Source organism: Mesorhizobium sp. P2_D5, assembly GCF_056404355.1.
The window spans coordinates 59,551-83,595 of sequence record NZ_JBFUEE010000010.1 but is presented as its reverse complement, the minus strand read 5'-3'; the positions used below and the strand labels follow the sequence as shown (position 1 = coordinate 83,595).

Annotated in this window: 20 protein-coding genes; 18 read left to right on the top strand and 2 right to left on the bottom strand. The window is 59.1% G+C overall.

Features of this window, described 5'->3' with window-relative positions; all coding sequences use genetic code 11:
• Positions 1-95 precede the first annotated feature (95 nt).
• From AC1DYW_RS30390 to maiA, 7 genes are all read left to right on the top strand, one after another.
• On the top strand, positions 96-1,535 hold the full coding sequence (locus AC1DYW_RS30390; protein WP_126070438.1) for an APC family permease: 1,440 nt from the start codon (positions 96-98) through the stop codon (positions 1,533-1,535).
• Between the two features lie 161 nt (positions 1,536-1,696).
• On the top strand, positions 1,697-3,037 hold the full coding sequence (gene hmgA / locus AC1DYW_RS30385) for a homogentisate 1,2-dioxygenase (RefSeq protein ID WP_126070437.1): 1,341 nt from the start codon (positions 1,697-1,699) through the stop codon (positions 3,035-3,037).
• 65 nt (positions 3,038-3,102) lie between these two features.
• Positions 3,103-4,119: a fumarylacetoacetate hydrolase family protein gene (locus tag AC1DYW_RS30380; protein WP_477228652.1), complete on the top strand. Its 1,017-nt coding sequence runs from the start codon at positions 3,103-3,105 to the stop codon at positions 4,117-4,119.
• Between the two features lie 59 nt (positions 4,120-4,178).
• The gene (locus tag AC1DYW_RS30375; protein ID WP_126070435.1) at positions 4,179-5,129 is read left to right on the top strand and encodes an MBL fold metallo-hydrolase; all 951 of its coding nucleotides are present in this window, start codon (positions 4,179-4,181) and stop codon (positions 5,127-5,129) included.
• Between the two features lie 32 nt (positions 5,130-5,161).
• Positions 5,162-6,781: an FAD-dependent oxidoreductase gene (locus tag AC1DYW_RS30370; RefSeq protein WP_126071186.1), complete on the top strand. Its 1,620-nt coding sequence runs from the start codon at positions 5,162-5,164 to the stop codon at positions 6,779-6,781.
• Entirely contained in the window at positions 6,778-6,981 is a 204-nt protein-coding gene (locus AC1DYW_RS30365; protein WP_126070434.1) for a DUF2783 domain-containing protein, read from the top strand. The genes AC1DYW_RS30370 and AC1DYW_RS30365 overlap by 4 nt, the downstream gene beginning before the upstream one ends.
• A complete protein-coding gene (gene maiA, locus AC1DYW_RS30360; protein ID WP_126070433.1) occupies positions 6,978-7,613 on the top strand; it encodes a maleylacetoacetate isomerase in 636 nt (211 codons plus the stop codon). Before AC1DYW_RS30365 ends, maiA begins: the two co-directional genes overlap by 4 nt.
• 349 nt (positions 7,614-7,962) lie before the next feature.
• Here maiA and AC1DYW_RS30355 read toward each other — a convergent pair whose 3' ends face one another.
• The gene (locus AC1DYW_RS30355; protein WP_126070432.1) at positions 7,963-8,235 is read right to left on the bottom strand and encodes a hypothetical protein; all 273 of its coding nucleotides are present in this window, start codon (positions 8,233-8,235) and stop codon (positions 7,963-7,965) included.
• Here AC1DYW_RS30355 and AC1DYW_RS30350 point away from each other — a divergent pair.
• The 5 genes from AC1DYW_RS30350 (at position 8,228) to AC1DYW_RS30330 (ending at position 15,001) form a co-directional block, all read left to right on the top strand.
• A complete protein-coding gene (locus tag AC1DYW_RS30350) occupies positions 8,228-10,675 on the top strand; it encodes an FAD-dependent oxidoreductase (RefSeq protein WP_126070431.1) in 2,448 nt (815 codons plus the stop codon). The genes AC1DYW_RS30355 and AC1DYW_RS30350 overlap by 8 nt on opposite strands.
• Positions 10,672-11,733 carry an NAD(P)-dependent oxidoreductase gene (locus tag AC1DYW_RS30345; protein WP_126070430.1) on the top strand — a complete coding sequence of 354 codons (1,062 nt, stop codon included), beginning with the start codon at positions 10,672-10,674 and terminating at the stop codon, positions 11,731-11,733. Before AC1DYW_RS30350 ends, AC1DYW_RS30345 begins: the two co-directional genes overlap by 4 nt.
• A gap of 4 nt (positions 11,734-11,737) precedes the next feature.
• Positions 11,738-13,024 carry an aminotransferase class III-fold pyridoxal phosphate-dependent enzyme gene (locus AC1DYW_RS30340; protein WP_126070429.1) on the top strand — a complete coding sequence of 429 codons (1,287 nt, stop codon included), beginning with the start codon at positions 11,738-11,740 and terminating at the stop codon, positions 13,022-13,024.
• Entirely contained in the window at positions 13,024-14,043 is a 1,020-nt protein-coding gene (locus tag AC1DYW_RS30335) for a phosphotransferase enzyme family protein (RefSeq protein ID WP_126070428.1), read from the top strand. The genes AC1DYW_RS30340 and AC1DYW_RS30335 overlap by 1 nt, the downstream gene beginning before the upstream one ends.
• A gap of 178 nt (positions 14,044-14,221) precedes the next feature.
• A complete protein-coding gene (locus tag AC1DYW_RS30330) occupies positions 14,222-15,001 on the top strand; it encodes an IclR family transcriptional regulator (protein WP_126070427.1) in 780 nt (259 codons plus the stop codon).
• Positions 15,002-15,011: 10 nt separating this feature from the next.
• On the opposite strand, the gene AC1DYW_RS30325 is transcribed toward AC1DYW_RS30330, so the two are convergent.
• Entirely contained in the window at positions 15,012-15,803 is a 792-nt protein-coding gene (locus tag AC1DYW_RS30325; protein WP_126070426.1) for an SDR family NAD(P)-dependent oxidoreductase, read from the bottom strand.
• A 424-nt stretch (positions 15,804-16,227) separates the two neighbouring features.
• Between AC1DYW_RS30325 and AC1DYW_RS30320 the strand changes: the two genes are divergently transcribed.
• From AC1DYW_RS30320 to AC1DYW_RS30295, 6 genes are all read left to right on the top strand, one after another.
• Complete coding sequence (locus tag AC1DYW_RS30320; protein ID WP_126070425.1) at positions 16,228-17,613, top strand: aminotransferase class III-fold pyridoxal phosphate-dependent enzyme; 1,386 nt, start codon at positions 16,228-16,230, stop codon at positions 17,611-17,613.
• 113 nt (positions 17,614-17,726) lie between these two features.
• Positions 17,727-19,142: an aldehyde dehydrogenase family protein gene (locus tag AC1DYW_RS30315; RefSeq protein ID WP_477228651.1), complete on the top strand. Its 1,416-nt coding sequence runs from the start codon at positions 17,727-17,729 to the stop codon at positions 19,140-19,142.
• Positions 19,139-20,824, top strand: coding sequence for a thiamine pyrophosphate-requiring protein (locus AC1DYW_RS30310; RefSeq protein ID WP_126070423.1), 1,686 nt, complete (start codon positions 19,139-19,141; stop codon positions 20,822-20,824). The genes AC1DYW_RS30315 and AC1DYW_RS30310 overlap by 4 nt, the downstream gene beginning before the upstream one ends.
• Before the next feature lie 42 nt (positions 20,825-20,866).
• Positions 20,867-21,916 carry an ABC transporter substrate-binding protein gene (locus AC1DYW_RS30305; protein ID WP_126070422.1) on the top strand — a complete coding sequence of 350 codons (1,050 nt, stop codon included), beginning with the start codon at positions 20,867-20,869 and terminating at the stop codon, positions 21,914-21,916.
• A gap of 60 nt (positions 21,917-21,976) precedes the next feature.
• A complete protein-coding gene (locus AC1DYW_RS30300; RefSeq protein WP_126070421.1) occupies positions 21,977-23,188 on the top strand; it encodes an ABC transporter permease in 1,212 nt (403 codons plus the stop codon).
• Positions 23,189-23,190: 2 nt separating this feature from the next.
• Positions 23,191-24,018, top strand: coding sequence for an ABC transporter permease (locus AC1DYW_RS30295; protein ID WP_126071185.1), 828 nt, complete (start codon positions 23,191-23,193; stop codon positions 24,016-24,018).
• The last annotated feature ends 27 nt before the right edge of the window (positions 24,019-24,045 follow it).

Genomic DNA, 24,045 nt, shown 5'->3' with positions numbered 1-24,045 from the left:
GCCGGTTGACATTTCCAAAAAAAATCACATGATAAAGAACCATCGGTGATAATAATGAACCAATGACGCCGATGAACTCTAGAAGGGGAATTTGGATGTCAAAGGAACAAACCTCAGCTGATCGTGGGCTGCGGGCAGGGACACTGGGAGCAGCGGCCATCACGTTGATGGTGGTGTCTGCCGTAGCCCCGCTCACCAATATGGCGGGCGTCTTGCCCGTCGCCATTCTCTTCGGCAACGGCACGGCGATCGTCCCGGCCTTCATGCTGATGATGATACTGGTACTGATTTTCTCGGTGGGCTACGTGACGATGGCCCGCCACGTGCACAATGCGGCTTCGTTCTACACCCTGATTACAAGAGGACTAGGAAAGACCGCCGGCGGAGCGGCCGCCATTGTGGCGCTTCTCGGCTACAATTGCATGCAGATCGGCATGTCGGGGATGTTCGGCCCTGTCTGCACCGATCTGGTCAAGACATTCACCGGTGTCACGGTGCCGTGGTGGGCATTCAGTCTTTGCGCGTCGGCTCTGATCGGGATCCTTGCCTATCGACGCATAGACCTTTCCGCGAAGGTGCTCGGTATTCTCGTCATCGCCGAATTCGCGGTGGTTTTGATCCTTGACCTGATGATCGTCTACAAAGGCGTTCCTGGTGGGTTCAATCTCGCCCCGCTTTCGCTGTCGGGTATGCCAAGCACGTCCGCACTGGGTGTCACATTCGTGTTTGCCTTCGGCTGCTACATCGGCATTGAAGCCACAACCCTCTACAGTGATGAGGCGAAAGATCCGAAGCGGACCATTCCGCTCGCCACATACGCGGCAGTCCTCCTGATCGGCGTTTTCTATTCCATCTCGACCATCTGGATCGTCGAGGCTGCGGGCACGTCAACGATTGTCACCCAGCTGCAGAACATCGGCGACCCGATCCAGTTCGTGTTCAACATCGCAAATCAATATGTCGGCAACTGGCTGGCTGTGTTGATGCGCGTGTTGTTCGTGACCAGTGTTTTCGCTTGCCTGCTGGCCTTCCACAATCATGTCGCCCGGTATTTCTACTTCCTCGGCAAAGAAGGTCTTGTGCCGGCCTGGCTCGGCCGCACTCATGACACCTATCAGAGTCCTCATCGCGCCACGATCGTGCAGACGGTTATCGCACTCGCGGTGATCTCGGTCTTCGCCATCGCAGGCCTCGATCCGCTACTTACCCTGTTCGCATGGATCGCGAACGTGGCCGTCATATGCATCATCCTTCTGATGCTCGCGGTCTGCCTCGCAGTCATAGCATTCTTCAACAAGAACCCGGAACTGGAACCGAACCAGCCGATCAAGACGAAGATCATGCCTGCTCTTGCTGCTGTAGGCTTTGCTGCCGTGGCATACTTCGGCATTAGCGGTTTCGACATCCTCACGGGCACTCCGGGCCCGTTGGCTGTCGCGCTGCCGTCCACGATCCTGGTGGCTGCCGTCATTGGGGCGGTGAGGGCAATGATGCGGCCTGGAGCCGTCGCTCGGTTAAACGCCGACAGAGTGTAACAACTTCAAGACAAGACGAGAGGGCTCGCCTAATCGGCTGGCCCTTTCGACCTCAATCGCGCCGGCTGCCAGCCCAGGTGCGACCGAGCCCTGATTGGTTCCAAACGTGACGGTTGGCAACGCTACCAGATTAGAATTTTCGCGGAACGGAGATTTCGAAAATGGCCCAGGCACGGATACACCGCGCAAACACTCCAAAATACATGCCGGGCTTCGGTAACGACTTCGAGACGGAGTCTCTTCCGGGCGCGCTGCCGCAGGGCCAGAATAGTCCGCAAAAGTGCAACTTCGGACTGTATGCCGAGCAGTTGTCAGGCTCGCCCTTTACCGCACCCCGTGGCACGAATGAGCGATCCTGGCTCTACCGCATCCGCCCCAGTGTGCGGCACACGCGCCGGTTTTCCAACGCCAGCTACCCGTTCTGGAAATCGGCGCCGTGCCTCGATGATCATTCCCTGCCGCTCGGCCAATTGCGCTGGGACCCGATCCCGGCCCCAACGGAAAAACTCAACTTTCTTGCCGGCATTCGCACCATGACGACGGCCGGCGACGTCATGACCCAGGTCGGCATGGCGGCGCATGTCTATGTTTTCAATGACGACATGGTCGACGATTATTTTTTCAATGCCGACGCCGAACTGTTGGTTGTGCCGCAAGTCGGCGCTATTCGCGTTATCACCGAAATGGGCATCATTGATGTTGAGCCTTCCGAGATCTGCCTGATCCCGCGAGGCATGATGTTCAAGGTCTCACGGCTCGGCGAGGGCTCCGATTGGCGCGGCTATGTCTGCGAAAACTACGGTGCCAAGTTCACCCTGCCGGATCGCGGCCCTATCGGCGCAAACTGCCTCGCAAACCCGCGCGACTTCAAGACGCCGGTCGCTGCCTATGAGGACAAGGAAACGCCATGCCGCGTGCATGTGAAATGGTGCGGCAAATTCTATGTCAGCGAAATCGGGCATTCGCCGCTCGACGTTGTTGCCTGGCATGGTAATTACGCGCCGTTCAAATACGACCTGCGCACCTTCTCGCCGGTCGGCGCGATCCTGTTCGACCATCCCGATCCATCGATCTTCACGGTGCTCACGGCGCCAACCGAGGAATCGGGAACGGCGAATGTCGATTTCGTCATCTTCCCGCCTCGCTGGTTGGTGGCCGAGCACACGTTCCGCCCACCTTGGTACCATCGCAATATCATGAGCGAATTCATGGGCCTCATCGAGGGCCAATACGACGCCAAGGAAGAAGGCTTCGTACCGGGCGGCATGAGTCTGCACAATATGATGCTGCCGCATGGCCCGGATGCCATGGGCTTCGAGAAGGCATCCAGCGTGGAACTGAAGCCGGTGAAGCTAGACCACACCTTGGCCTTCATGTTCGAGACCCGGTATCCGCAGCAACTGACTCGCTACGCCGCCGAGCTCGAGACTCTGCAGGATGACTACCTTGAATGCTGGGATCATCTGGACCGGAAATTTGACGGAACCCCAGGCATCAAATGATGCCTCAACTACGCATCAATTCATGAATCCTGATGCCACGTGGTGAAGAAGGACGGTTTGGCGGAATGAAACTCGCAACGATCAAAGACACAACCAGGGACGGAAGGCTTGTCGTCGTCTCAAGGGATCTAAGCCGCTGTTGCGAGGTCGGTCATATCGCGCGCACTGTTCAGGCAGCCCTCGATGACTGGCGAAATGCTGCTCCCCGACTTCGAGAGATCGCCGAAGGCCTCGAGGCAGGTTCGCAACCCTCTACGCCGTTTTATGAAGGTGACGTCTGCTCGCCACTTCCGCGTGCTTACCAATGGGCTGACGGCTCGGCTTACGTCAATCACGTCGAGTTGGTGCGAAAGGCCCGCAACGCCGAGATGCCGGAGAGCTTCTGGGGCGATCCTCTGATGTATCAGGGTGGCTCTGACAGCTTTCTTGGCCCTCGCGATCCCATCGTCATGGCCGACGAAGCTTACGGGATCGACATGGAAGGTGAGGTGGCCGTGATTGTGGATGACGTCCCAATGGGCGTGTCCGTCGATCAGGCCGGTGAAGCCATCCGCCTTGTAATGCTGGTCAATGACGTCTCTTTGCGTGGTCTCATTCCCGCGGAGTTGGCCAAGGGCTTCGGCTTTTTCCACTCAAAACCCTCGTCCGCTTTCTCGCCAGTAGCCGTGACGCTCGATGAACTCGGGAGCGCCTGGAGGGATGGGAAACTACACCTCCCCTTGCTTGTTGCCTTGAATGGCGAACCGTTCGGCAAAGCCAACGCGGGCATCGACATGACCTTCGACTTTCCTCAACTGATCGCCCATGCCGCCAAGACCCGGCCGCTCGCCGCAGGAACGATCATCGGCTCGGGGACCGTGTCCAACAAGCTGGACGGCGGCCCCGGCAAGCCTGTGTCCGAGGGCGGCATGGGGTATTCCTGCATCGCAGAGATCCGCACTATCGAGACTATTCAGAGTGGCGCCCCGAAAACCCCCTTCATGAAGTTTGGCGACACGGTGCGTATCGAGATGAAGGACATGGCAGGACAGTCGATCTTCGGTGCGATCAAGCAGAGCGTTCAGAAACGAGTTCAAACCTGAGGCGAGGTTACCGCCTTCCTCCACCAGCTCTCTACGAGCAAAAACAAGGAATTTTGACTATGGCAAAAGCATTTGCTTCGCAGGGCGACCTTGCGGAAAAGAAGATTTCCTTCACCGAAGTCGGTAAGGACCTCTGGGCGTTTACGGCCGAGGGCGATCCGAACACCGGCGTGATTATCGGCGACGACGCCGTGATGATCGTCGATGCGCAGGCCACCCCACGGCTCGCCGGCAAGGTTGTCGAGAATATCCGCCGCGTCACCGACAAGCCGATCAAATATGTCGTGCTCTCGCACTATCATGCTGTCCGGGTTCTCGGTGCCTCCGCCTACAATGCGGAGCAGATATTCATGTCGGAAAAGGCGCGCGGCATGGTCGCCGAGCGCGGCAAGGAAGATTGGGATTCGGAGTTCCAGCGCTTCCCGCGCCTATTCCAGGGACACGAAAGCATTCCGGGCCTGACCTGGCCAACCATGACCTTCAAGGAACGCATGACGGTCTATATGGGCAAGCGCCGGGTCGACCTGATGCATCTTGGTCGCGCTCACACCGCGGGTGACATCGTAGCCTATGTCCCCGACCAGAACGTCATGTTCACCGGTGACATCATCGAATATCACTCTGCTTGCTACTGCGGCGATGGTCACTTCAGCGACTGGCCGGCAACGATCGAGGCGATCCGTGCATTTGACGTCGACGCGATCGCGCCGGGGCGCGGCGACGCGCTGACCAGCAAGGAGCTGGTGAAAAAGGCTCTCGACAACACTGTCGACTTCGTGCGCTCGACCTATCGACCGATCGCCCGCGTTGCCCAGGGCGGCGGCACGCTGAAGGAAGCGTGGGACGCCTGCCGAGCCGAGTGCGACCCGAAATTTGCCGCCTACGCGATCTACGAACACTGCCTGCCATTCAACGTCGCACGCGCCTACGACGAAGCGCTCGGCATCGACACTCCACGGATCTGGACCGCCGAACGCGACCGCCAGATGTGGGACGCCCTGCAGCGATAAATGCTGTCGAAAGGTTCGATTGGGAGGCACACATCACCAAGATCTTCGAAACACCGCTCTATCCCTACCGGCGATCGTCTGACCAGGACGCCGAGAGACCCGTGCGCCGCCCTGTCGCCATCGTCGGGGCGGGGCCTGTGGGCCTTGCTTTGGCGATCGACCTGGCCAGTCAGGGCATTGCCGTCGTTGTACTCGACGAGAATGACAAGGTGAGCTTCGGTTCGCGTGCCATCTGCTTTGCCAAGCGCTCGCTGGAAATCCTGGATAGGCTCGGCTGCGCGGCTCCGATGGTGGAGAAGGGCGTGCAGTGGAGCGTCGGCAAGGTGTATTTCGATGAACGACAGGTCTTCGAATTCAACCTGTTACCCGAAGGTGGTCACAAACAGCCGGCTTTCATCAATCTCCAACAATACTACCTCGAGCAGTATCTGGTTGACCGTGCCTGCACGCTGGAGGCGGAAGGGCGACCGATCGAACTGCGCGGCAAGAATCGCGTGACAGGCGTCAATGATACCGGAAACGGTGTCCGTGTCTCCGTCGATACGCCGGATGGCCCGTATGATCTGATCGCCGACTGGTTGATCGCCTGCGATGGCGCAGGTTCCCCCGTGCGTAAGGCACTCGGCCTCGATTTCATCGGCAGGATCTTCGAGGACAACTTCCTCATCGCCGACATCGTTATGGAAGACAGTCCTGCTTTTCCGGTTGAGCGCCGCTTCTGGTTTGATCCGCCCTTCAACCGCGGCCAGTCCGCGCTTTTGCACAAGCAGCCTGACAATGTCTGGCGGGTCGACCTGCAGCTTGGCTGGAACATCGACAAGCAAGCGGAATCGACGCCGGCAAAGGTGGTCCCGCGCTTAAAGGCGTTTCTCGGCGAGCACGCGCAGTTCGAACTCGACTGGGTCTCGATCTACACGTTCCAATGCCGGCGCATGGAAAAATTCCGCCATGGTCCGGTGATCTTTGCCGGCGATAGCGCGCATCAGGTCTCGCCCTTCGGCGCCCGCGGCGCCAATTCGGGCCTGCAAGACACTGACAATCTTGCCTGGAAGCTCAAGCTGGTGATCGACGGCAAAGCGCCTGCGAGCCTGCTGGACAGCTATGACGCCGAGCGGGTGCAGGCAGCTGATGAAAATATCCTCAATTCGTCGCGCTCGACAGACTTCATCACGCCGAAGTCCGAGACCAGCCGCCTCTTCCGCGACGCCGTGCTCGATCTTTCAGAGCACCTTCCAGCCACGCGCCCCATGGTCAACTCAGGCCGCCTTTCGGTTCCATCGACCTATGAGGGCTCTCCGCTGAACGGGCCCGATTGTGACGGTTTGCCGATGCAAACCCGGCCAGGTTCGCCGGCTGTGGATGCGCCTGTGGGCGGAGGCTGGCTACTCGACCACCTTGGTGGCGGCTTCCAGCTTCTTACCATCAATGCCGGGGCGCCTGAGATGCTGGACATCGACGGCATTCCGATCGAACGCGTCGTCGTGGCCGCGACCGGCGACGACACCGAGGCTTTTCGCGCATGTTGGCTCGGGACCGCCACGAGCGCCGTTTACCTGCTTCGTCCAGATCAGCACGTCGCTGCCCGCTGGCACGCATTCGACGAGACAGCGGTGCGGAGGGCGTTGCTGAAAGCCATCGGGAGATTGCGATGACGGCACTGACAACCATGCCCAACATAGCTCGACCCGATGATTTCTATGCGGAACTGCTCGACGCTCATGAGGGGTTGAGCAAGGCTGAAAGCGATGCTTTGAACGCCCGTCTTATCCTGCTGCTCGCCAACCATATCGGTAACCGAATGGTGCTGAGTGAAGCGCTCAAAACCGCGTTACACTGCGGCAAACCGACGTGAGCGAGATCGTTCTCTATGATTACTGGCGCTCGTCTGCGAGCTACCGTGTGCGCATCGCGCTCAACAACATCGGCCTCGCTTATCGAGCAGTCCCCGTAAACCTCCTGGACAAGACCCATAAATCGCGGGACCATCTGGCACGCAATCCGCAAGGTCTCGTACCCGTGCTCGACATCGACGGCGTGGTGCTGACCCAGTCGCTGTCGATCATCGAATATCTCTGCGAAACCCGCGAGGCCACATTGCTGCCGAAAGATCCGCCCGGCCGCCAGCGCGTTAGGGCTCTCTCCCACGCGATCGCCATGGATATTCATCCTGTGTGTAACATGGGCGTCTGCGCCCATGTCATGGAACTCACTGGAGGCGGCGACGCAGTCCGCACTGCTTGGATGCGTAAGTTTATCGGGGAGGGGCTTCGCGCGTTTGAAACCCTGCTCACGCATCCGTCAACTGGCAGATTCTGTCATGGAGACAGCCCGACTATGGCAGATTTCTGCCTTGTGCCGCAGGTCTACAATGCTGAGCGATGGGGTGTCGATCTCAAGGACATGCCCCGCATTCGGGCCATCGATTCCACTTGTGCGGAACTGCCAGCCTTTCGCGCGGCCCATCCGGAAGCGGTAAAGACATGATTGCGAAAGTGCGCCCCGTGCACCTAGGGCGACCACTTGAACGCCAGCTCACGACATAAAAAGCAGCCCGATAGCCTTCCCATGAAGGCCGGTGCCGCGTCGGTCGCGGGCGCGCTGTCACAGGGCCAGAACTGAGCCTCACCAAAAACTTCTCCGGACCGGTGCGTCCGATTTGGCCTGCTTCGCCGGTTTCGGCGTCGGCAATCCTGCGCTTTGCAATTCTTCGCGTAAACACCGAACCGACATCGCATTGCTGGTCTGACTTCGCTTGCGCCGAGTTCTATCGGACGTCACCGCCGGCCGCAGGCTGACGAGCCTGATAACCGAGGCCGTGCAGAGGCGCTCTGGGTCAACGGCTTTGCACGACGGTCCAGCCTTCAATCGACTCCTTCACTGCTGGACGGGCATTGACACTCGCGTTTGCGCCGGAAATAGTAATGAAACGGCGTTGCGATATAATCAACGATTCACGATCGTATCGAACAAGCGTCGCGTATGGACCGATAGGCGGCAAGACAAACGCGGAGGGCTGATGCCTGAAGGCGATCACTTTTCCATCTTGTTCGAGCTTATCCAGATCGGCTTGGAAGCCGCTTTTTGAGGGGAGAAAGTCAGTGTCCAAGCAAATTCCCGCACGCGCCGATGTCGTAATTGTCGGGGGTGGAATCGTCGGAACCTCGATTGCCTACCATCTGCCGAAGTTCGGAAAACGTGACGTCGTCTTGCTGGAGCGCAAGAAACTGACATCCGGAACGACGTGGCACGCGGCCGGCATTGTCGGTCGACTGAGGCCGTCGCGATCAATGGCTGATTTAGCGAAATATTCGATAGATCTTCTGCGCCGCCTCGAAGAAGAAACCGGGCAGTCCACAGGATTCAAGCAGAATGGCGGCTTTATGATCGCCCTCGACGAAAATCGGCTGGAACTCCTGAGGCGCTCCTCTTCCTATGCCCAATATATTGGCGTTCTGGCCCCCATGGTGACGCCAGAAGAACTTCAAGAGGCGTGGCCGCTTCTGAACATTGATGGCATCCTAGGGGCGCTTCATATTCCCGAAAATGGTCAGGTCAATCCTGTGGACTATACCATGGCCCTGGCCAAGGGCGCTCGCCAAGGTGGCGTCAGCATCTTCGAGGATACAAATGTCACTAGACTCCTCAAACGCGGCGATAGGATCGTCGGCGTCGAGACTGAAGACGGGCAGATCGAGGCGAACACGGTTGTTCTGGCCTGCGGCATGTGGACTAGGGAACTGGCGCGCAAGGTCGGCGTGGCTGTGCCGCTTCACGCGGCCGAACACTTCTATATGGTTACGGAACCGATCGCCCAGCTCGACTCAAAAACGCCCATTCTGGTGATTTCGGAAGAACGATCTTACTACAAGGAGGACGCAGGCAAGTTGCTTGTCGGAATTTTCGAGGAGCGTGGCAAGGCATGGGCCACGCACGGCATTCCGGAGGAATTCGAGTTCGATAGTCTGCCGGGGAACTACGAGCACTACGAAAACGAACTTGCCATGGCAACAAAGCGCGTGCCGCGTCTAGAAAGCGCTGGTGTGCAGACCCTTTTCGTCGGGCCGGAGAGTTTTACCGCAGACGGCCGCTATCTCATAGGGCCGGCCCCCGAGGTCAGCGGATTATTTGTATCAGCTGGCTTCAATTCCAGCGGCATTATGTCATCAGGCGGCATGGGCAAAGTCGTGGCGGAATGGGTTGCCTCAGGCAACAGCCCGGTCGATATGCATGCGTTCGCCCTTACCCGCACAATGCCATTCCAAGCCAATCGCCACTTTATGGCCGAACGAGTGACCGAGTCGATTGGCATCTGGTCAAACATGCCTTGGCCCGGCAAGCAAATGAAGAGCGCTCGCGATGTGCGTCGGATGCCATTGCACCATGAACTGAAAGCGGCTGGTGCGCACTTTGGTGAGCGCGTCGGCTGGGAAATTCCGCTTTGGTACGCACCCAAGGATTCCAGCGAGTTCCGATACAGATTGGGGCGGCAGGATTGGTATCCGTTTGCGCGCGAAGAAAGCCTGGCTGTCCGCGACAATGTCGCGCTGATTGACCAATCGGCCTATGCCAAATTCGTCATCTCCGGTCCGGATGCACTCCGCGATCTCAACAGGCTCTGCGCAAACGAAATCGACGCACCGGTCGGAAAAGTGGTTTACACAGCTTGGTTGAACGAGAAGGGTGGGTTCGAGGCGGATCTCACGGTCACAAGATTGGCCGAGGATCGCTTCCTGGTCATTTCTGGTTTCGCCGATCAGAGGATCGATCTCGCGTGGTTGGATGCTAAATTGCCGAAAGGCGCGGCGACTGTCGTTCAGGATGTCACAAGTTCTTTTGGTCTCTTGGCTATAATGGGCCCCAAGAGCCGGCAGTTGCTACAGAGTCTGAGCGATTCTGACCTTTCGAACGATGCCCTCAATTTTGGGTATTCCGACGAAATCAACCTGGGACATGTAACAGTTCGCGCTTCTCGCGTGACCTTTGTAGGTGAACTCGGGTATGAAATCCTGGTGCCTACCGAGATGTGTGGCTATCTCCACGACCTGATCGTTGGAGCAGGTGCCGGCTTCGGATTGCGCTATGCTGGACTCTATGCGGTAGCGGCGTGTCGCCTGGAGCGCGGATATCGCCTGATGGGCTTGGACATCACTGCCGACGAAACACCGGTTGAGGCCGGTCTCGGCTTCGCGGTGGGCTGGCACAAGGTGGGCGACTTTATCGGCCGGGAAAGGGTCGAGGCGCAGCGGGGGCGCCCCCCAGAATCTCGGCTCGTTCAGTTCGCCTTGGAAGGCGACGACGCACCGATCCTGATCGGCAACGAGATCATCTGGCGCAACGGCGATCGGGTGGGCACCATCACCTCTGGTGGCTGGGGCTTTCGCATCGACCGATCGCTCGGCATGGGTTACGTATTCGCCCCCGGCGGTGCTTCTGCTGATTGGCTGAAACAGGGAAGCTTCGAGATCGAGGTGGCAGGTGCGAAATTTCCTGCCGTGGCTCAATTGGCTCCATTCTACGATCCGACTGGCGAACGGACACGTATGTGAACCCCCAGATGCCACGTTCGAGTAAGATAGAACCGTCGCGATTTGTGGTCGCAGTGCCGGAGAGCGCGATTCTGCGCGATGCACTCGATCATGCTCGAGCGATGGTGAAATCCGCCGGCCACGAAGTGGTTTCACCACGATTGCCACCGGAAGAGTGGGGAGACCTCACCACCCGCATCGACATTCTGGTGCTGACGCCGCGGGGTCGTTTCCCGGTCGCCTTGATGAAGAAGGCAGGGAGGTTAAGAAGCATTGTTTTTCCGACGATCGGCGTCGATCCACTCGACGTCAAGACGGCAACGCTCGCCGGCATAGCGGTCGGCCATGGAGCACCGGCTGAGAGTGTCTACAGCATGGCGGAAGCAACGGTGATGCTCATTGCGAGCTTGATGCACCGTGTTGCAGAAAAGCAAACGGTGTTGATGAATGGAAGTTGGCGCGAGCCGTTGGTGCTTGGCCGTATGCTACGAGGAAAGACAGTAGGGCTGGTCGGATTTGGCCGCATCGGTCGAGCGGTGGCTGAGCTTTTGGCGCCGTGGCAGGTGAGAATCCTTGTCGCCGACCCCGCAGTGACGGATGCAGACCTGGACGCGACCGCAGTGCCTCTAACAAATCTCCTTCGTGAGAGCGATGTCGTATCGCTCCACATGACGTTGACCGGTGCCAGTCGTAGCTTGATTGGGAGAGATGAACTTGCTCTGATGAAACCAGGCGCCGTGATCGTCAACACGTCACGAGGCGCGTTGATCGACGAAGATGCGCTGGCAGACGCGCTACAGGCAGGTCGCCTCGGCGGGGCGGCAGTTGACGTCTTCGCAATCGAACCCCTGCCAGCCGAAAGCCGGCTGCGTCATTGTGCCAACGCAATCCTCACGCCGCATAATGCGGGTCACACCGTTGAACTGATGCGCGCACTTACGGAGTCCTTGATCGACAATCTGCACGACTTGCTGGCCGGTAACCCTCCGCGCCATTTGTACAATCAAGAAGTCGCTGCCAATTGGCAAGGGCGCTTCGGCTCGGCAGCGCCCAAACTGCATACAACCGTTGACAGATAAGAACATGGCCCAGCAATCCGATCTGGTGGCGCGACGCGCCAAACTTTTGGGGGCCAAGTCTCAGCTCTTTTACGCCAATCCGATCCACCTCGTGCGTGGGGAGGGTGTTTGGCTTTTCGACTCGGACGGCAGGCGCTATCTTGACGCTTATAACAATGTGGCCCATGTCGGCCATTGTCATCCGCATGTCGTAGAGGCGATGCATCGACAGGCGTCGCTGCTCAACACCCACACTCGCTATCTGCACACGACCATTCTCGACTATGTCGAACGTTTGACAGCGACGTTCGCTCCGCCGATTTCGACAGCGGTTCTTGTGTGTACCGGCAGCGAGGCGAATGATATCGCGCTACGAATGGCGCAAGCTATTACCGGGCGCCTGGGCGTTATCGCTACGGACGCGACGTATCATGGAAACACCGCCGCGGTCTCACAGCTAAGCACGCGCATGCCGCCGATCGGCGGCCATGCTCAACATATTCGGCTCGTACCGGCACCGGATAGCCTTAGGCCAGGGGATGGGCAGGAAGGTGAGCGGTTCGCTGCCGACGTCCGCGAAGCTATCGGGTCGCTGCAGGCCGCTGGAATAGGCATGTCGGCCTTGATCGTGTGTCCGATGCTGGCCAATGAGGGATTTCCAAGTTTGGTCAACGGCTTCTTCGATGGCGCCATCGAAGCCGTGCGCTTGGCTGGTGGACTGGTGATCGCCGACGAGGTGCAACCTGGATTTGGTCGCACAGGCACGCATTTCTGGGGCCACCAGCGCGTCGGCTTCCTGCCCGATATCGTAACCATGGGCAAGCCGATGGGTAATGGCCACCCCGTTGCCGGCGTCGCGACATCAGAAGCGATTTTGGCATCGTTTCGCGAGGCCTTCCGCTACTTCAACACTTTCGGCGGCAATCCAGTGTCGTGTGCGGCAGCCAACGCGGTGCTGGACGTGCTAGAGGGCGAGAACCTCATCGACAACGCACAGCGAGTAGGTGAAGCGTCGCTGGCACTGATGCGCCCCTTGACCGAGAGTCATAAGTGCGTCGGTGATATCCGAGGTACGGGGCTGTTTTTCGGGCTGGAACTGGTCCGTAACCGCGCTATCCGCGACCCAGCGCCTGACTTGGCGACCGCCGTCGTCGATGAAATGCGCGAACGTGGCGTTCTGATAGGCAAGACCGGCATTCACGGCAACGTTCTAAAAATAAGACCACCAATGCCTTTTGGCATTGAGAATGCGACATTCCTCGTTGGTATCCTTGATGAGGTTCTTGCCGACCTTGCCTGCGAGGCGCTCTGATGACCGGGCATCAGAACAACGCCGATGAAGCCGTCGCGATGAAGAATCTGGCTCGTCAGGCGCTGATAGCCTGGGGGGTCGAAGACAGCGATCCAGTATTGCTCAAATACCGGGAGAACGTCGTTTTTCGTGTCGTCATGCCAAGTGGCCTGCCTGCGGCATTGCGTATCCACCGGTTTGGCTACCATTCCGACGCCGCGTTGCGATCGGAGTTGCAGTGGATGAACTACCTGCAAGCCAGTGGCATCCCGACGCCCCGGCCGATTGCAGCTTTGTCGGGTGAGTTGTTCGTGCATGCTCGGACGGAGGCTTCCTCTCAGTCGCGGCAAGTTGACTGCATGTCCTGGGTGGAGGGGCGGCCGCTTGGCCAGAGTGGCGTCCCGCTAAACATGTCAGGTGACGAAGCGAAGCGTTCTTTCTCAGCCTTGGGACGCACGATCGCGCGGATGCACAATCTGACTGAGGCGTGGCCTCTTCCCTGTGATTTTGAAAGGCACGCATGGGACTTCGGAGCTTTCTTCTCCGAAAATCTATTGTGGGGGCCTTTTACCAACTCGCCTCTGCTCGATCATGCCTTGCGTGACCTCGTATCGAAATCTCGGGAAAAGGCGATGGGTGCTTTAGTGGGTTTCGAGAAAAGCGCCAGGACTTTCGGATTGATACATGCAGACCTTGTGCGCGAAAATATTTTGATGAGCGAGGACCACTCGGCCCAAGTCATCGATTTCGATGATTGCGGCTTCGGATGGCGTATGTACGACGTTGCGGTGAGCCTCTATCAGAATCGAGAGGATCCGCTCTTTGACGTCATCGAATGCGCATTGCTGGAGGGGTATGCCTCCGAAAGGACGTTGACAGCGCGTGACATCAAGGCACTGCCATTGTTCACCGCCTTACGCGCTTTTGCAATGATAGGGTGGATGCAAAGTCGAGCCGACAGCGATGCGGCGCGTGAGACCGGAGCCAGAATGTCAAAGAAAGCGGCCGAAACGGCAACTTGGTATTTGGATCATGAATAGAAACGACAGGTTGGTTCGCATCGCGGTCATATTGGTTTGTGCGGCTCCGTCCGCACCGTGCCTTTTTCAAAGCCTGCTCTTTCCAACCGCGCGCTCCTGGTCCCATCGCACCATTGCAGCTACTTGACCGAGAGGTTGCGAGGGGACTAGTCACGAGGAGCATTTAAGTCAGGGCGCTATGAAAACGGCAAAGCTTACGATCCGATTGCTTCGAGAATTTAGTGTTCAGCATCCCGAACTCGGGGTCAGCGAACTCGCCCGCCGGCTGGTGCTCGACAAGGCAACAATACATCGACTCCTGCGATCGCTGTGCGAAGAAGGCATTATTGAGCAGAATTTGGCGACCAAGAGGTACCGCCTAGGGTTGGCGATTTTGGATTTGGCGGCTTCGCGTCTTCAGGCGCTTGGCTTTGTTGAGCTCGCCGCAGGCGAGATGCGCAGCCTTCGCGAAGAGGTTGGTGAAAGCGTTGGCCTACATGTACGAGATGGCCGCGATATGGTTTGCGTACACTATAACGAAGCGTCACACCCGCTGACTGTTCGTTTCACTTTGGGTGAGCGATCACCGGTCCACGTCACGGCTACAGGGCTCATCAGTCTCGCGGAGATGTCGGCGCAAGATTCGGCGAGCGTGGTCGAGGAGGCAGCCCGCGCATATCCGGCATTTCCCGCGCCAGACATCAACGATTTTTCGGAGAAGCTGGCCAAGGTACGGCAAGAGCAGCTGTCAGTTGCCGACCAAAGTTACCAGAAAGGCGTGCGGGGAATTGCGGTTCCTATTCGCGATGGGGATGGTTCGCTGGTTGCCACGCTTAGCATAGTTGCACCGGCCAGCCGGCTCTCGACAGTGGAACTGCTCAAGCACCGATCAGTGTTAACTGAAACGGCCCGGAGAATTGGTCGCAAAATTCCAGTCGGAATGGAGGTGTTGGCGGCGAACGCGGTGCAGACGTCCTAGTCAAGGCTTTCTAGACAGCGCTTCTACCGCCTTCGCAAGGTAAAATAGCGCCCGTCGTCCAGCGCGATTCATCCGACAACAGGAATAGCGCTGCGCGAGCCATGTCCTGAGGGTGCGCTACATAATTCATCGGGAATGCCTCTGCGAGTTGCTCGCGGTCCTCTTCAGATGGCTTCCAAGCATCGAACATTTCCGACCGCGTCGGGCCAGGTGCGATGGCGTTGACGCGAATTCCATCACGGGCATAGTCAAGCGCGGCGCAACGCGTTAGCGCGGTCAAGCCCCACTTGCTGGTAGCGTAGATGCTGTTGCCGGCGGCGCTGATCATGCCAGCAATGGACGAGGCATTGACGATCGACCCACCTCCCGATTGAAGCATAGTTGCGGCCTCGTGTTTCAAGCAAAGGAATACGCCACGCAGGTTGGTTTGCATGACCCGATCGAATTCCTCCACTTGTGCCATGTGAATTGGCAGCCGCGCGCCGCTCACTCCTGCACAGTTGAAAGCGCCATCCAGACGACCGAAATGTTCTGATGCGAAGCGTACGGCGTTCTCCACGGACACTTCATTACATACGTCACAGGCGACCGCGGCAGCCTGCAACCCCTCGGCACGCAATTTGGACATAGCGTCTTCAACACGTTCGGTACGTCGGGCCGCTGCTACGACTTTGGCGCCTTCCCGAGCGAAGAGCTCAGCCGCTGCTGCGCCAATGCCGCTCGAAGCGCCCGTTATGAAAATGACCTTGTCTTGCAGTCGCGTGTAGCAAGTCTCAAGTGGCGGTGGATTGAGATATCCCAAAGAGTTCCTCCGATTTTAGTTCTGTCGCTCGAACCACCCGAACCAGCTTTGCTGGTGCGGCACTCCTGGCGTTGATTTCGCGAGAGAATGCTCGCGGCCGCCGATGCGTTGGCGCACTACGCCGGTGATGGTGTGAACTCCTGTTGATACAGCGTTGACTTATTATCAATGACGTCTCGCGCGCAGAATGTAAATCATGCAATTGTTTAGGGAAAACTTCAGGCGTTCAGCCGGCACGAACGCCGTTCGCATGACGGTTTGGGATTTCGCCAGATAACAGCGCAGCCCCTAAGCCGAGCCCGTGGCAACGCGCCCGACAAAGTGGGCTCGATCCCCCGCCAGCTTTGTTGACACGAACTGCTTTTGACCATAGCGTATCGATATCGACACCGGTGTTGATTTATTTGAAACGAGACAGAATGCGATGAGCCCGGATTTCAAAAACTATGCTGCCTTCATCAAGGCCAACAACGCGCGGCACATTCTGCATCCGATGATTTCGCCTCAGGAGACGGCCAGGTCGGCGCCGTTAATCATCAGCAAGGGCAAGGGCGTGTTCGTCGAGGACATCGACGGACGGTCCTATCTCGATGCGGTCGGCGGTCTCTGGAACGTCAACATCGGCCATGGGCGTGAGGAAGTGAAACACGCAATCGTCGAGCAACTCGACCGCATCGCCTACTACACAACCTTCGGCAAGACCTCGAACCCGCCGCAGATCGAACTGTCGACGCGTCTGAGTGAAATGCTCGCGGCCGAGCAAATGGCCAAGGTGTTATTTTCATCCGGCGGCTCGGACGCAGTCGAGACCGCGCTCAAGCTCGCGCGCCAATATCATAAGCTGACCGGGCAGCCGGAACGCACGAAGTTCTTCTCGTTGAAATACGGCTATCACGGCGTCCATTTCGGCGGATTGTCGGCCGGCGGCAATCCGCCGTTCCGGCAGGCTTTCGAGCCGCTGATGCCTGGTTTCTTTCAGGTCGACAGTCCATTCCTGTACCGCAACCAGTGGACGACCGACCCGCAGGAACTGGGACGGATCTGTGCAGAGCAGTTGGAGCGTGAAATCGTCTATCAGGGCGCCCATACCGTGGCGGCCGTGATCGCCGAACCGATCCAAGGTGCCGGGGGCGTAATTGTCCCCCCAGAGAACTACTGGCCGTTGCTGCGCGATATCTGCGATCGTCATGGTGTGCTTTTGATCGCCGACGAGATCGTCACCGGCTTCGGTCGCACTGGCGAGATGTTCGGATGTCGGCTCTGGGGCGTAAAGCCCGACATCATGTGTTTCGCCAAGGGCATCACGGCAGGCTACATTCCCCTGGGCGCAACAATGGTCAGCGCCAAAGTCGCGGCGGCGTGGGATAACCCGGCCAATCCCGCACCGATCATGCATGGCTATACCTATTCTGGCCACGCGCTGGCCTGTGCGACGGCGACCGCGGTGCTGGACATCGTGGTGCGTGAAAAGCTTTCTGAAAACGCAGCCGCGCGGGGAGTTGAGCTCATGGACGGGCTCAAGGCCGTTGCAGAGCAGTCGACGATCATCGGTGATGTGCGCGGCCGCGGGTTGATGGTGGGCGTGGAACTGGCGCGCGACAAGGATACCAAGAAGTCTTTCGGGCCTGCTGATCCAGAGATGAGGGTTTTTGCCGAGACCTGCCTCACCAAGGGCGTCATCGTTCGGGTCATGGCCAGCAAGGTTATCCTGTCGCCGCCACTGACGATCAACGCCGAGCAGGTCACGACTATCGTCGAGACGATCGGTCAGGCAGTTGCCGCCGTAGAGCGGGTCCAGAAAGCCGCTTGATGAACACGAACCCCGATTTTCAACAACGCATCAATGCGGAAGCCGCCAAGTCCCTTTCGCCGGCCATGTCATTCGTGGACGGAAAGTCCTGTGAGGCCATTAGCGGCCAGCGCATGGACAGCATTTCGCCAATCGACGGACTGAGACTTACCGATTTTCCCGAAGGCGACGCGGCCGATATCGATGTCGCGGTTGAGTCGGCGCGGCGGGCCTTCGCGGGCCGGCGCTGGGTCGGGCTCGGTCGGCGCGAACGCAAGAAAATCCTCCTGGGGTTCGCCGATCTGATCGCCCAGCATCAATTCGAACTGGGTGTTCTGCAATCCAGAGACATGGGCATGCCGGTCGGGATGGCCATCCATATGGATGCCGGCGAAGCTGCCGGCACCATCCGCTGGTATGCCGAGGCGCTCGACAAGCTCAGCGATGAGATGCTGCCGATCTCGGATCGCGAGACCGGGCTCGTCGCCAAGATCGCGCTCGGAGTCGTCGGCGTCATCGTTCCATGGAACTTCCCGTTGATGATCGCAGCCTGGAAGTTGGGTCCGGCGCTGGCCAGTGGCAATTCCGTAGTCCTGAAACCAGCCGAAGACGCCTCGCTGGCGATCATCCGGCTCGCCGAACTTGCCAGTGAAGCAGGGGTACCGGACGGCGTTTTCAATGTAGTGACCGGGCGCGGCGACAAAGCAGGTCGCGCGCTTGCACTCCATCCCGACGTCGACGCGATCGCTTTCACCGGGTCGGGCCGGGTGGGCGGACGGATTCTACGCTACGCAGGCGAAAGCAATCTCAAGCGGGTCAGTCTCGAATGTGGCGGCAAGACCGCCAACATCGTGCTGGCCGACGCACCGGATCTGGAAGAGGCCGCCCAGACCGCCGCTCGCGCTATCTTTCGCAACCAGGGACAAATCTGCAATGCACCGTCCCGCCTCCTGGTTGATGCCGCCATTCACGATGACTTCGTCAAGCGCATCACGGAAATCGCCGCAACGCTGAAGACCGGATCCCCGCTTCATCAAGGCAATGATCTCGGCCCGGTGGTCAACGCTCGGCAGCTCGATGGCATTACCCGGGCAATCGCTGTTGCCGAGGGACAGGAGGGCGTGAGCCTGATGCTTGATGGACGCAAGGCGCAACGGCCTTCCGAGGGCTGCTTTATTGGACCGACGATTGCCGTCGGTGTCGAACCCGCCTCGAAGCTGGCGCAGGAGGAAGTGTTCGGGCCGGTGCTCGCCGTAATGTCTTTCACGTCGCTCGATGAAGCCATCGCGATCGCCAATGGCACACGCTACGGCCTTGGTGCCGCTGTCTGGACACGTGACATAGACAAGGCACTCCACGCCAGCGAGCGCCTGCATGCCGGCAGCGTCTTCGTCAACGCCGCCGGAGGCGTGAACATCGAAATGCCGTTCGGTGGCTTCAAGGAGTCCGGCTTCGGTCGCGATCGCTCGCTGCACGCCTTCGACAAGTTCACGGATATCAAGGCGACGCTCATTCGCCGTTCTGCCCGCGCTGTCGGAGCCGTCGTATGATCGTCGCCACGCAACCGGTGAAAGCGACGACTGCAGCCACGGCCTTTCTCGAAGCATTGAAGCGGCGTGGAGTCGACTACCTGTTCGGCAATGCAGGAACGGATTTTGCCGCGATCATCGAGGCCTATGCGACGCATCCCCAGCCATCCGCCCTTCCTCGACCGATCACCGTGCCGCACGAAAATCTTGCGGTGGCCATGGCGCACGGCGCCTATCTTGCCACTGGCAATCCGCAAGCGGTCATGGTGCACGTCAATGTCGGGACGGCTAACGCAATCTGCGGGCTCATCAACGCCTCTCGCGAACAGGTGCCGCTCATCCTTTGTGCCGGCCGCAACCCGATCACCGAAACGGGTTCCCTGGCATCGCGCAACGCTTTCATCCACTGGGCTCAGGAGATGTTCGACCAGGGCGCCATGGTTCGCGAGGTCGTCAAATGGGACTATGAGCTACGTCGGGCAGATCAAACCGACCTTGTCGTCGACCGGGCGATAAGCATTGCCACGGCCCATCCACGTGGTCCGGTCTATCTCACCTTGCCGCGCGAGACCTTTGGCGAACCCGTGTCTGTTGAACCGGCACGGACTTCACCACAGGTGGCGCCGCCCGCTCCTGACGAGAACGCCATCAACATTGCTGCAAAATGGCTGGCTGAAGCGAGGCGTCCACTCATCGTGACCGGCGCGCTTGGTCGTGAGGCGCGCGAACGCCAAGCATTGGCGGCCTTTGCCGGAGCCCACTCGATTGCGGTGGCGGCGCACCGCCCGCGCTTCATGCCGCTTGATATTGATAATGCAAGCTTCGTTGGTTTCGAACCCGGGCCCTTGGTTGAGGAAGCCGACCTGATCATCGTTGCGTCCTGCGACGTGCCGTGGATTCCCCTGCATCACAGTCCTGGTGCCAGGACGCGCGTGATCCACCTGGCCTTCGATCCGAACTTCTCGCGGTATCCCGTGCGTGGATTTCAGGCCGACCTGGCGATCGATGGCGATGTCGCCACAGCCATGCGTTTGATCCAGGCCGCAAGCCACGCCGAGGCAGATGTGGTCGAGGAAAGGATTGCCTGGCTCGATACCAAGCGGACTGCGTTCAGGACCCTGAGAGAACGAGCCGTAGCCGACGTCGAACTGCCAAGCTATGCTCAAGTGGCACGTTGCCTGGCCGACGTGTCGGGGGAAGGCGACACCATTCTCGCCGAGACGGCATTCCCGACTGAGCTTCTCGCACTCGATGGCGGTGGGGGCTATTTTGGCGCGCCAAGCTCCGGCGGTCTTGGCTGGGCACTCGGCGCGGCTCTCGGAATAAAACTGACCGCGCCGGAAAGACGCGTCATCAGCCTGGTTGGCGACGGCGCCTACATGTTTGGCAACCCGACCCCTGCCCATTTCGTTTCCCGGGCAAATCAATTGCCGACGCTGACCATCATAATGAACAACAGCATGTGGGCAGCAGTTCGGCGCGCCACGCTGTCCGTCTACCCGGACAGCGAAACCAGATTGAACAGAAATGCGGTCTTCACGTATCTCGAGCCAAGTCCCGAATATGAAAAGATCGTCGAAGCATCCGGCGGCTACGGCGAGCGGGTCGAGCAGGCGAAAGACCTGCCGGCAGCGCTTCGCCGTGCCCTGCATGCCGTAGAGCAGGAGGGACGTCAGGCCGTCCTCAACGTGTTGGTTGCCTGAACATAAAACCGGGGAATACTCAACAAAACGGAGGACTAAAAAATGTTCAAATCTCACATCAAGGCACTGTGTCTCGGCGCCGCTCTGGTCACAGCCACCGCCCTAAGTGTCAGTGCTCAAGAAAAGCAGATCACCGTCGCCAACTTCGGCGGTCTCGTTCAGGACATGGTCCGGGAGCTCTATTTCAGCCCCTTCGCGGCCACTGGCGTGAAGCTGGTGGAAGACAGCCGTGACTATGGCATCGGCGTCATCCGCACCCGCATCGAAGGGGGCAACAACACGTGGGACGTTGTTGCCGCGGAAGATGTCGAGGTGATCCAGGGATGCCAGGAAGGGCTCTTCGAAAAAATCGACTATAGCAAGATCAAGGAAGCCGCCAAGCTGATCCCGGATGCCAAGCTCGATTGCGGCCTTGGTGAGGTCCTCTACAACATGTCGATCGCCTACGATCCCGCCAAGACCTCAGAAGCACCTCAAAATTGGGCCGACTTCTGGAACGTCAAAAAATGGCCTGGCAAGAGATCTCTCTATCGCGACCCACGCGATACGCTGGAGGCAGCGCTGCTTGCCGATGGAGTTGCGCCGGCCGACGTCTACAAGACGCTCGCCACGCCGGAAGGCCAAGATCGCGCCTTCGCCAAGGTCAAGGAACTGATGCCCAACATCATCTGGTGGACCAATCCGGGACAGTCGCGGCAGTTTCTGGCAAGCGGCGAGGCGGTGTTCATTGCCACCTACGACAGCGGTATCAACGCCACCAATCTCGGCGAAGGGCTTAAGAACAAGGTCGTCAACAACAATTCGATCCGCCACATCGACTACTGGGCGATCCCGAAGGGGGCGAAGAATCTCGATACGGCCTATAGCTTCCTGAATTTCGCGACCGAAGCGGAGAGACAGGCGCAACTGGCATCCAAGATGGGGATCTCGGTTCCGAACACCGATGCTCTGCCCTTGGTCAAGCCGGAAGTGCTGCCGTTGTTGTCGGCCAATCCTGACAACATCAAGACGGCGATCCAGTCCAATGCAAGCTTCTGGCTGGACAATTACGATGCGCTGAACCAGCGCATGACGACCCTCATCGGCCAATGATAGAATGACACAGTATGGGCGCCTCCACAGGGTGCCCATACTGTGTGCATGTTCGGTTTCATGTTTACCAACCTCGCAAAGATAGCGGCCCCTCTCAGGCGGCTCGGGAACGCGCAGGCCCTTATCCTGGTCGCGCCGCTGTTCCTTTTCCTGCTCGTCACGTTCTTCGTGCCGATAGCGGCGACGCTGTGGCAGAGCGTTTCGGATCCGCTGGCCCGGCAGGCACTTCCGCGCACGATTGCCGCTCTTGGCGAGTTCGACGGAAGTTCGCTGCCGGACAGCCCAGCATTCGCCGGCTTGCAGCACGACCTAAAAACCACCGCTCCGGAAACACTGGCCAAGGCAGCCGTCCGCATCAATTCGGATCTGCCGGGTTTCCGGTCACTTCTGTTCAAGACGGTCACCGCCGTGTCGGCCGAGCCCGCTACGCTGACGGGGCCGGACTTCGTCGCCATCGACGCGCGGTGGGGCCAGATCGCGACGTGGGCGGCAATCAAGCGCGCCGGCGGTCCGCTGACGGACGCCAACCTACTTGCCGCGCTCGACTTGAAGCGCACCGATCAGGGCGCTATCGCCAAGGTGGCGCCTGACAAGGCGCTTTTCGCCGGCATGCTTGTCCGTACGGTGGTCATGGCCGCCTGGGTGACACTCATCTGCCTGATCGTCGGCTTCCCGCTCGCCTATTTCATAGCCAGCTCACCGCCACGGCGGGCCGGATTTCTGATGATCTTTATTCTCCTGCCGCTGTGGACATCCATACTCGTGCGAACCCTGTCCTGGACCGTCCTCCTGCAACGCGAGGGCATCGTCAACGCCGTGCTTGCGGGGCTCGGTGCAGGTGGCGCGCCGTTCGACCTCATGTTTAACCGTATGGCAGTCTATGTCGGAATGACGCACATTCTGCTGCCGTTCATGGTCCTTGCCATCTTCAGCGTCATGAAAGCGTTCCCCGACGGCTATCTGAGGGCGGCATCCTCGCTGGGTGCCAAGCCGTTCACGGTGTTTCGCCGCGTCTACCTGCCCCTGGTTATGCCTGGCGTGGTGTCCGGCTGCCTTCTCGTCTTCATCCAGGCTCTCGGCGCCTATATTACGCCGGTGCTGCTCGGCAATCCGAACGACCAGACGATCGCGCCGATCATCGCCTTTTACGTGACGAAGAGTTCCAATTGGGGGCTGGCTGCAGCTCTCTCGCTGATACTCCTTGTAGCAATCGTGCTGCTGTCCAGCGTCTATCGCTCGATTGCTGGCGGCAAAACAGTCGGGGTGGTCTGACCATGGCACACGGCATCCGGGCCACGCCACTGCAGATTGCCTGCCGATGGGGAGTTCCTGTCGTAGCCACGCTCGCCTGCATATTTCTTGTCGCCCCGATCCTGATTTTCCTGCCGCTGTCCTTCAACTCCGGCAGCTTCTTTCGCTTCCCCCTCGATGGGTTGAGCTTGCGCTGGTATCAGGATCTGTTCACCTCACCCTTCTGGATACGCTCTCTTTTCAACTCATTGCTGGTCGGCGCGTGTGCGACGGCGCTTGCCATGGCTCTGGGCGTGCCAGCGGCCTTCGGCCTGTGGAAAGCGACATTCCGCGGCAAGAGCCTGCTGGTCGGACTGCTGATCTCGCCCATGATGGTGCCGGTCATCATCACCGGCGTTTCTGTCTACTACGCGTCGGCACCGTTCCTGCTCAACAACACCTACATCGGCCTCATTCTGGCGCATACGGCGATCGCGGTGCCCTTCGTCATCGTGACGGTCTCGGCCAGTCTTTCTGGATTCAATCCGGATTATCTGCGTGCCGGTGCCAGCCTCGGCGCGCCGCCCCTGCTCATCTTCCGCAGGATCACCTTGCCACTCATTCTTCCGGGCGTGGTCAGCGGCGCACTGTTTGCATTTTCCGCTTCGTTCGATGACGTCGTCATCGCGCTGTTCATGGCCGGACCCGAACAGCGCACCCTGCCGCGCCAGATGCTCACCGCCAGTGTCGACGGCTTTCGCCTTACGATCACGGCGGCTGCCTCGCTGATGATCCTGATTTCGGTCGCTTTAATGGCTGTGATCCTGATGCTGCAGCGCCGCAGCCAGCGTCTGGCGGCGAAGATCGCCTGATCACTTCAATCCCATAGGTATTCATTC

Coding starts and splice junctions, on each gene's coding strand:
- hmgA (WP_126070437.1), top strand. CDS start 1,697: ATGGCCCAGGCACGGATACACCGCGCAAACACTCCAAAATACATGCCG.
- AC1DYW_RS30365 (WP_126070434.1), top strand. CDS start 6,778: ATGACGGCACTGACAACCATGCCCAACATAGCTCGACCCGATGATTTC.
- AC1DYW_RS30305 (WP_126070422.1), top strand. CDS start 20,867: ATGTTCAAATCTCACATCAAGGCACTGTGTCTCGGCGCCGCTCTGGTC.
- AC1DYW_RS30340 (WP_126070429.1), top strand. CDS start 11,738: ATGGCCCAGCAATCCGATCTGGTGGCGCGACGCGCCAAACTTTTGGGG.
- AC1DYW_RS30390 (WP_126070438.1), top strand. CDS start 96: ATGTCAAAGGAACAAACCTCAGCTGATCGTGGGCTGCGGGCAGGGACA.
- AC1DYW_RS30295 (WP_126071185.1), top strand. CDS start 23,191: ATGGCACACGGCATCCGGGCCACGCCACTGCAGATTGCCTGCCGATGG.
- AC1DYW_RS30315 (WP_477228651.1), top strand. CDS start 17,727: ATGGACAGCATTTCGCCAATCGACGGACTGAGACTTACCGATTTTCCC.
- AC1DYW_RS30335 (WP_126070428.1), top strand. CDS start 13,024: ATGACCGGGCATCAGAACAACGCCGATGAAGCCGTCGCGATGAAGAAT.
- AC1DYW_RS30380 (WP_477228652.1), top strand. CDS start 3,103: ATGAAACTCGCAACGATCAAAGACACAACCAGGGACGGAAGGCTTGTC.
- AC1DYW_RS30310 (WP_126070423.1), top strand. CDS start 19,139: ATGATCGTCGCCACGCAACCGGTGAAAGCGACGACTGCAGCCACGGCC.
- AC1DYW_RS30330 (WP_126070427.1), top strand. CDS start 14,222: ATGAAAACGGCAAAGCTTACGATCCGATTGCTTCGAGAATTTAGTGTT.
- AC1DYW_RS30300 (WP_126070421.1), top strand. CDS start 21,977: ATGTTTACCAACCTCGCAAAGATAGCGGCCCCTCTCAGGCGGCTCGGG.
- AC1DYW_RS30320 (WP_126070425.1), top strand. CDS start 16,228: ATGAGCCCGGATTTCAAAAACTATGCTGCCTTCATCAAGGCCAACAAC.
- AC1DYW_RS30375 (WP_126070435.1), top strand. CDS start 4,179: ATGGCAAAAGCATTTGCTTCGCAGGGCGACCTTGCGGAAAAGAAGATT.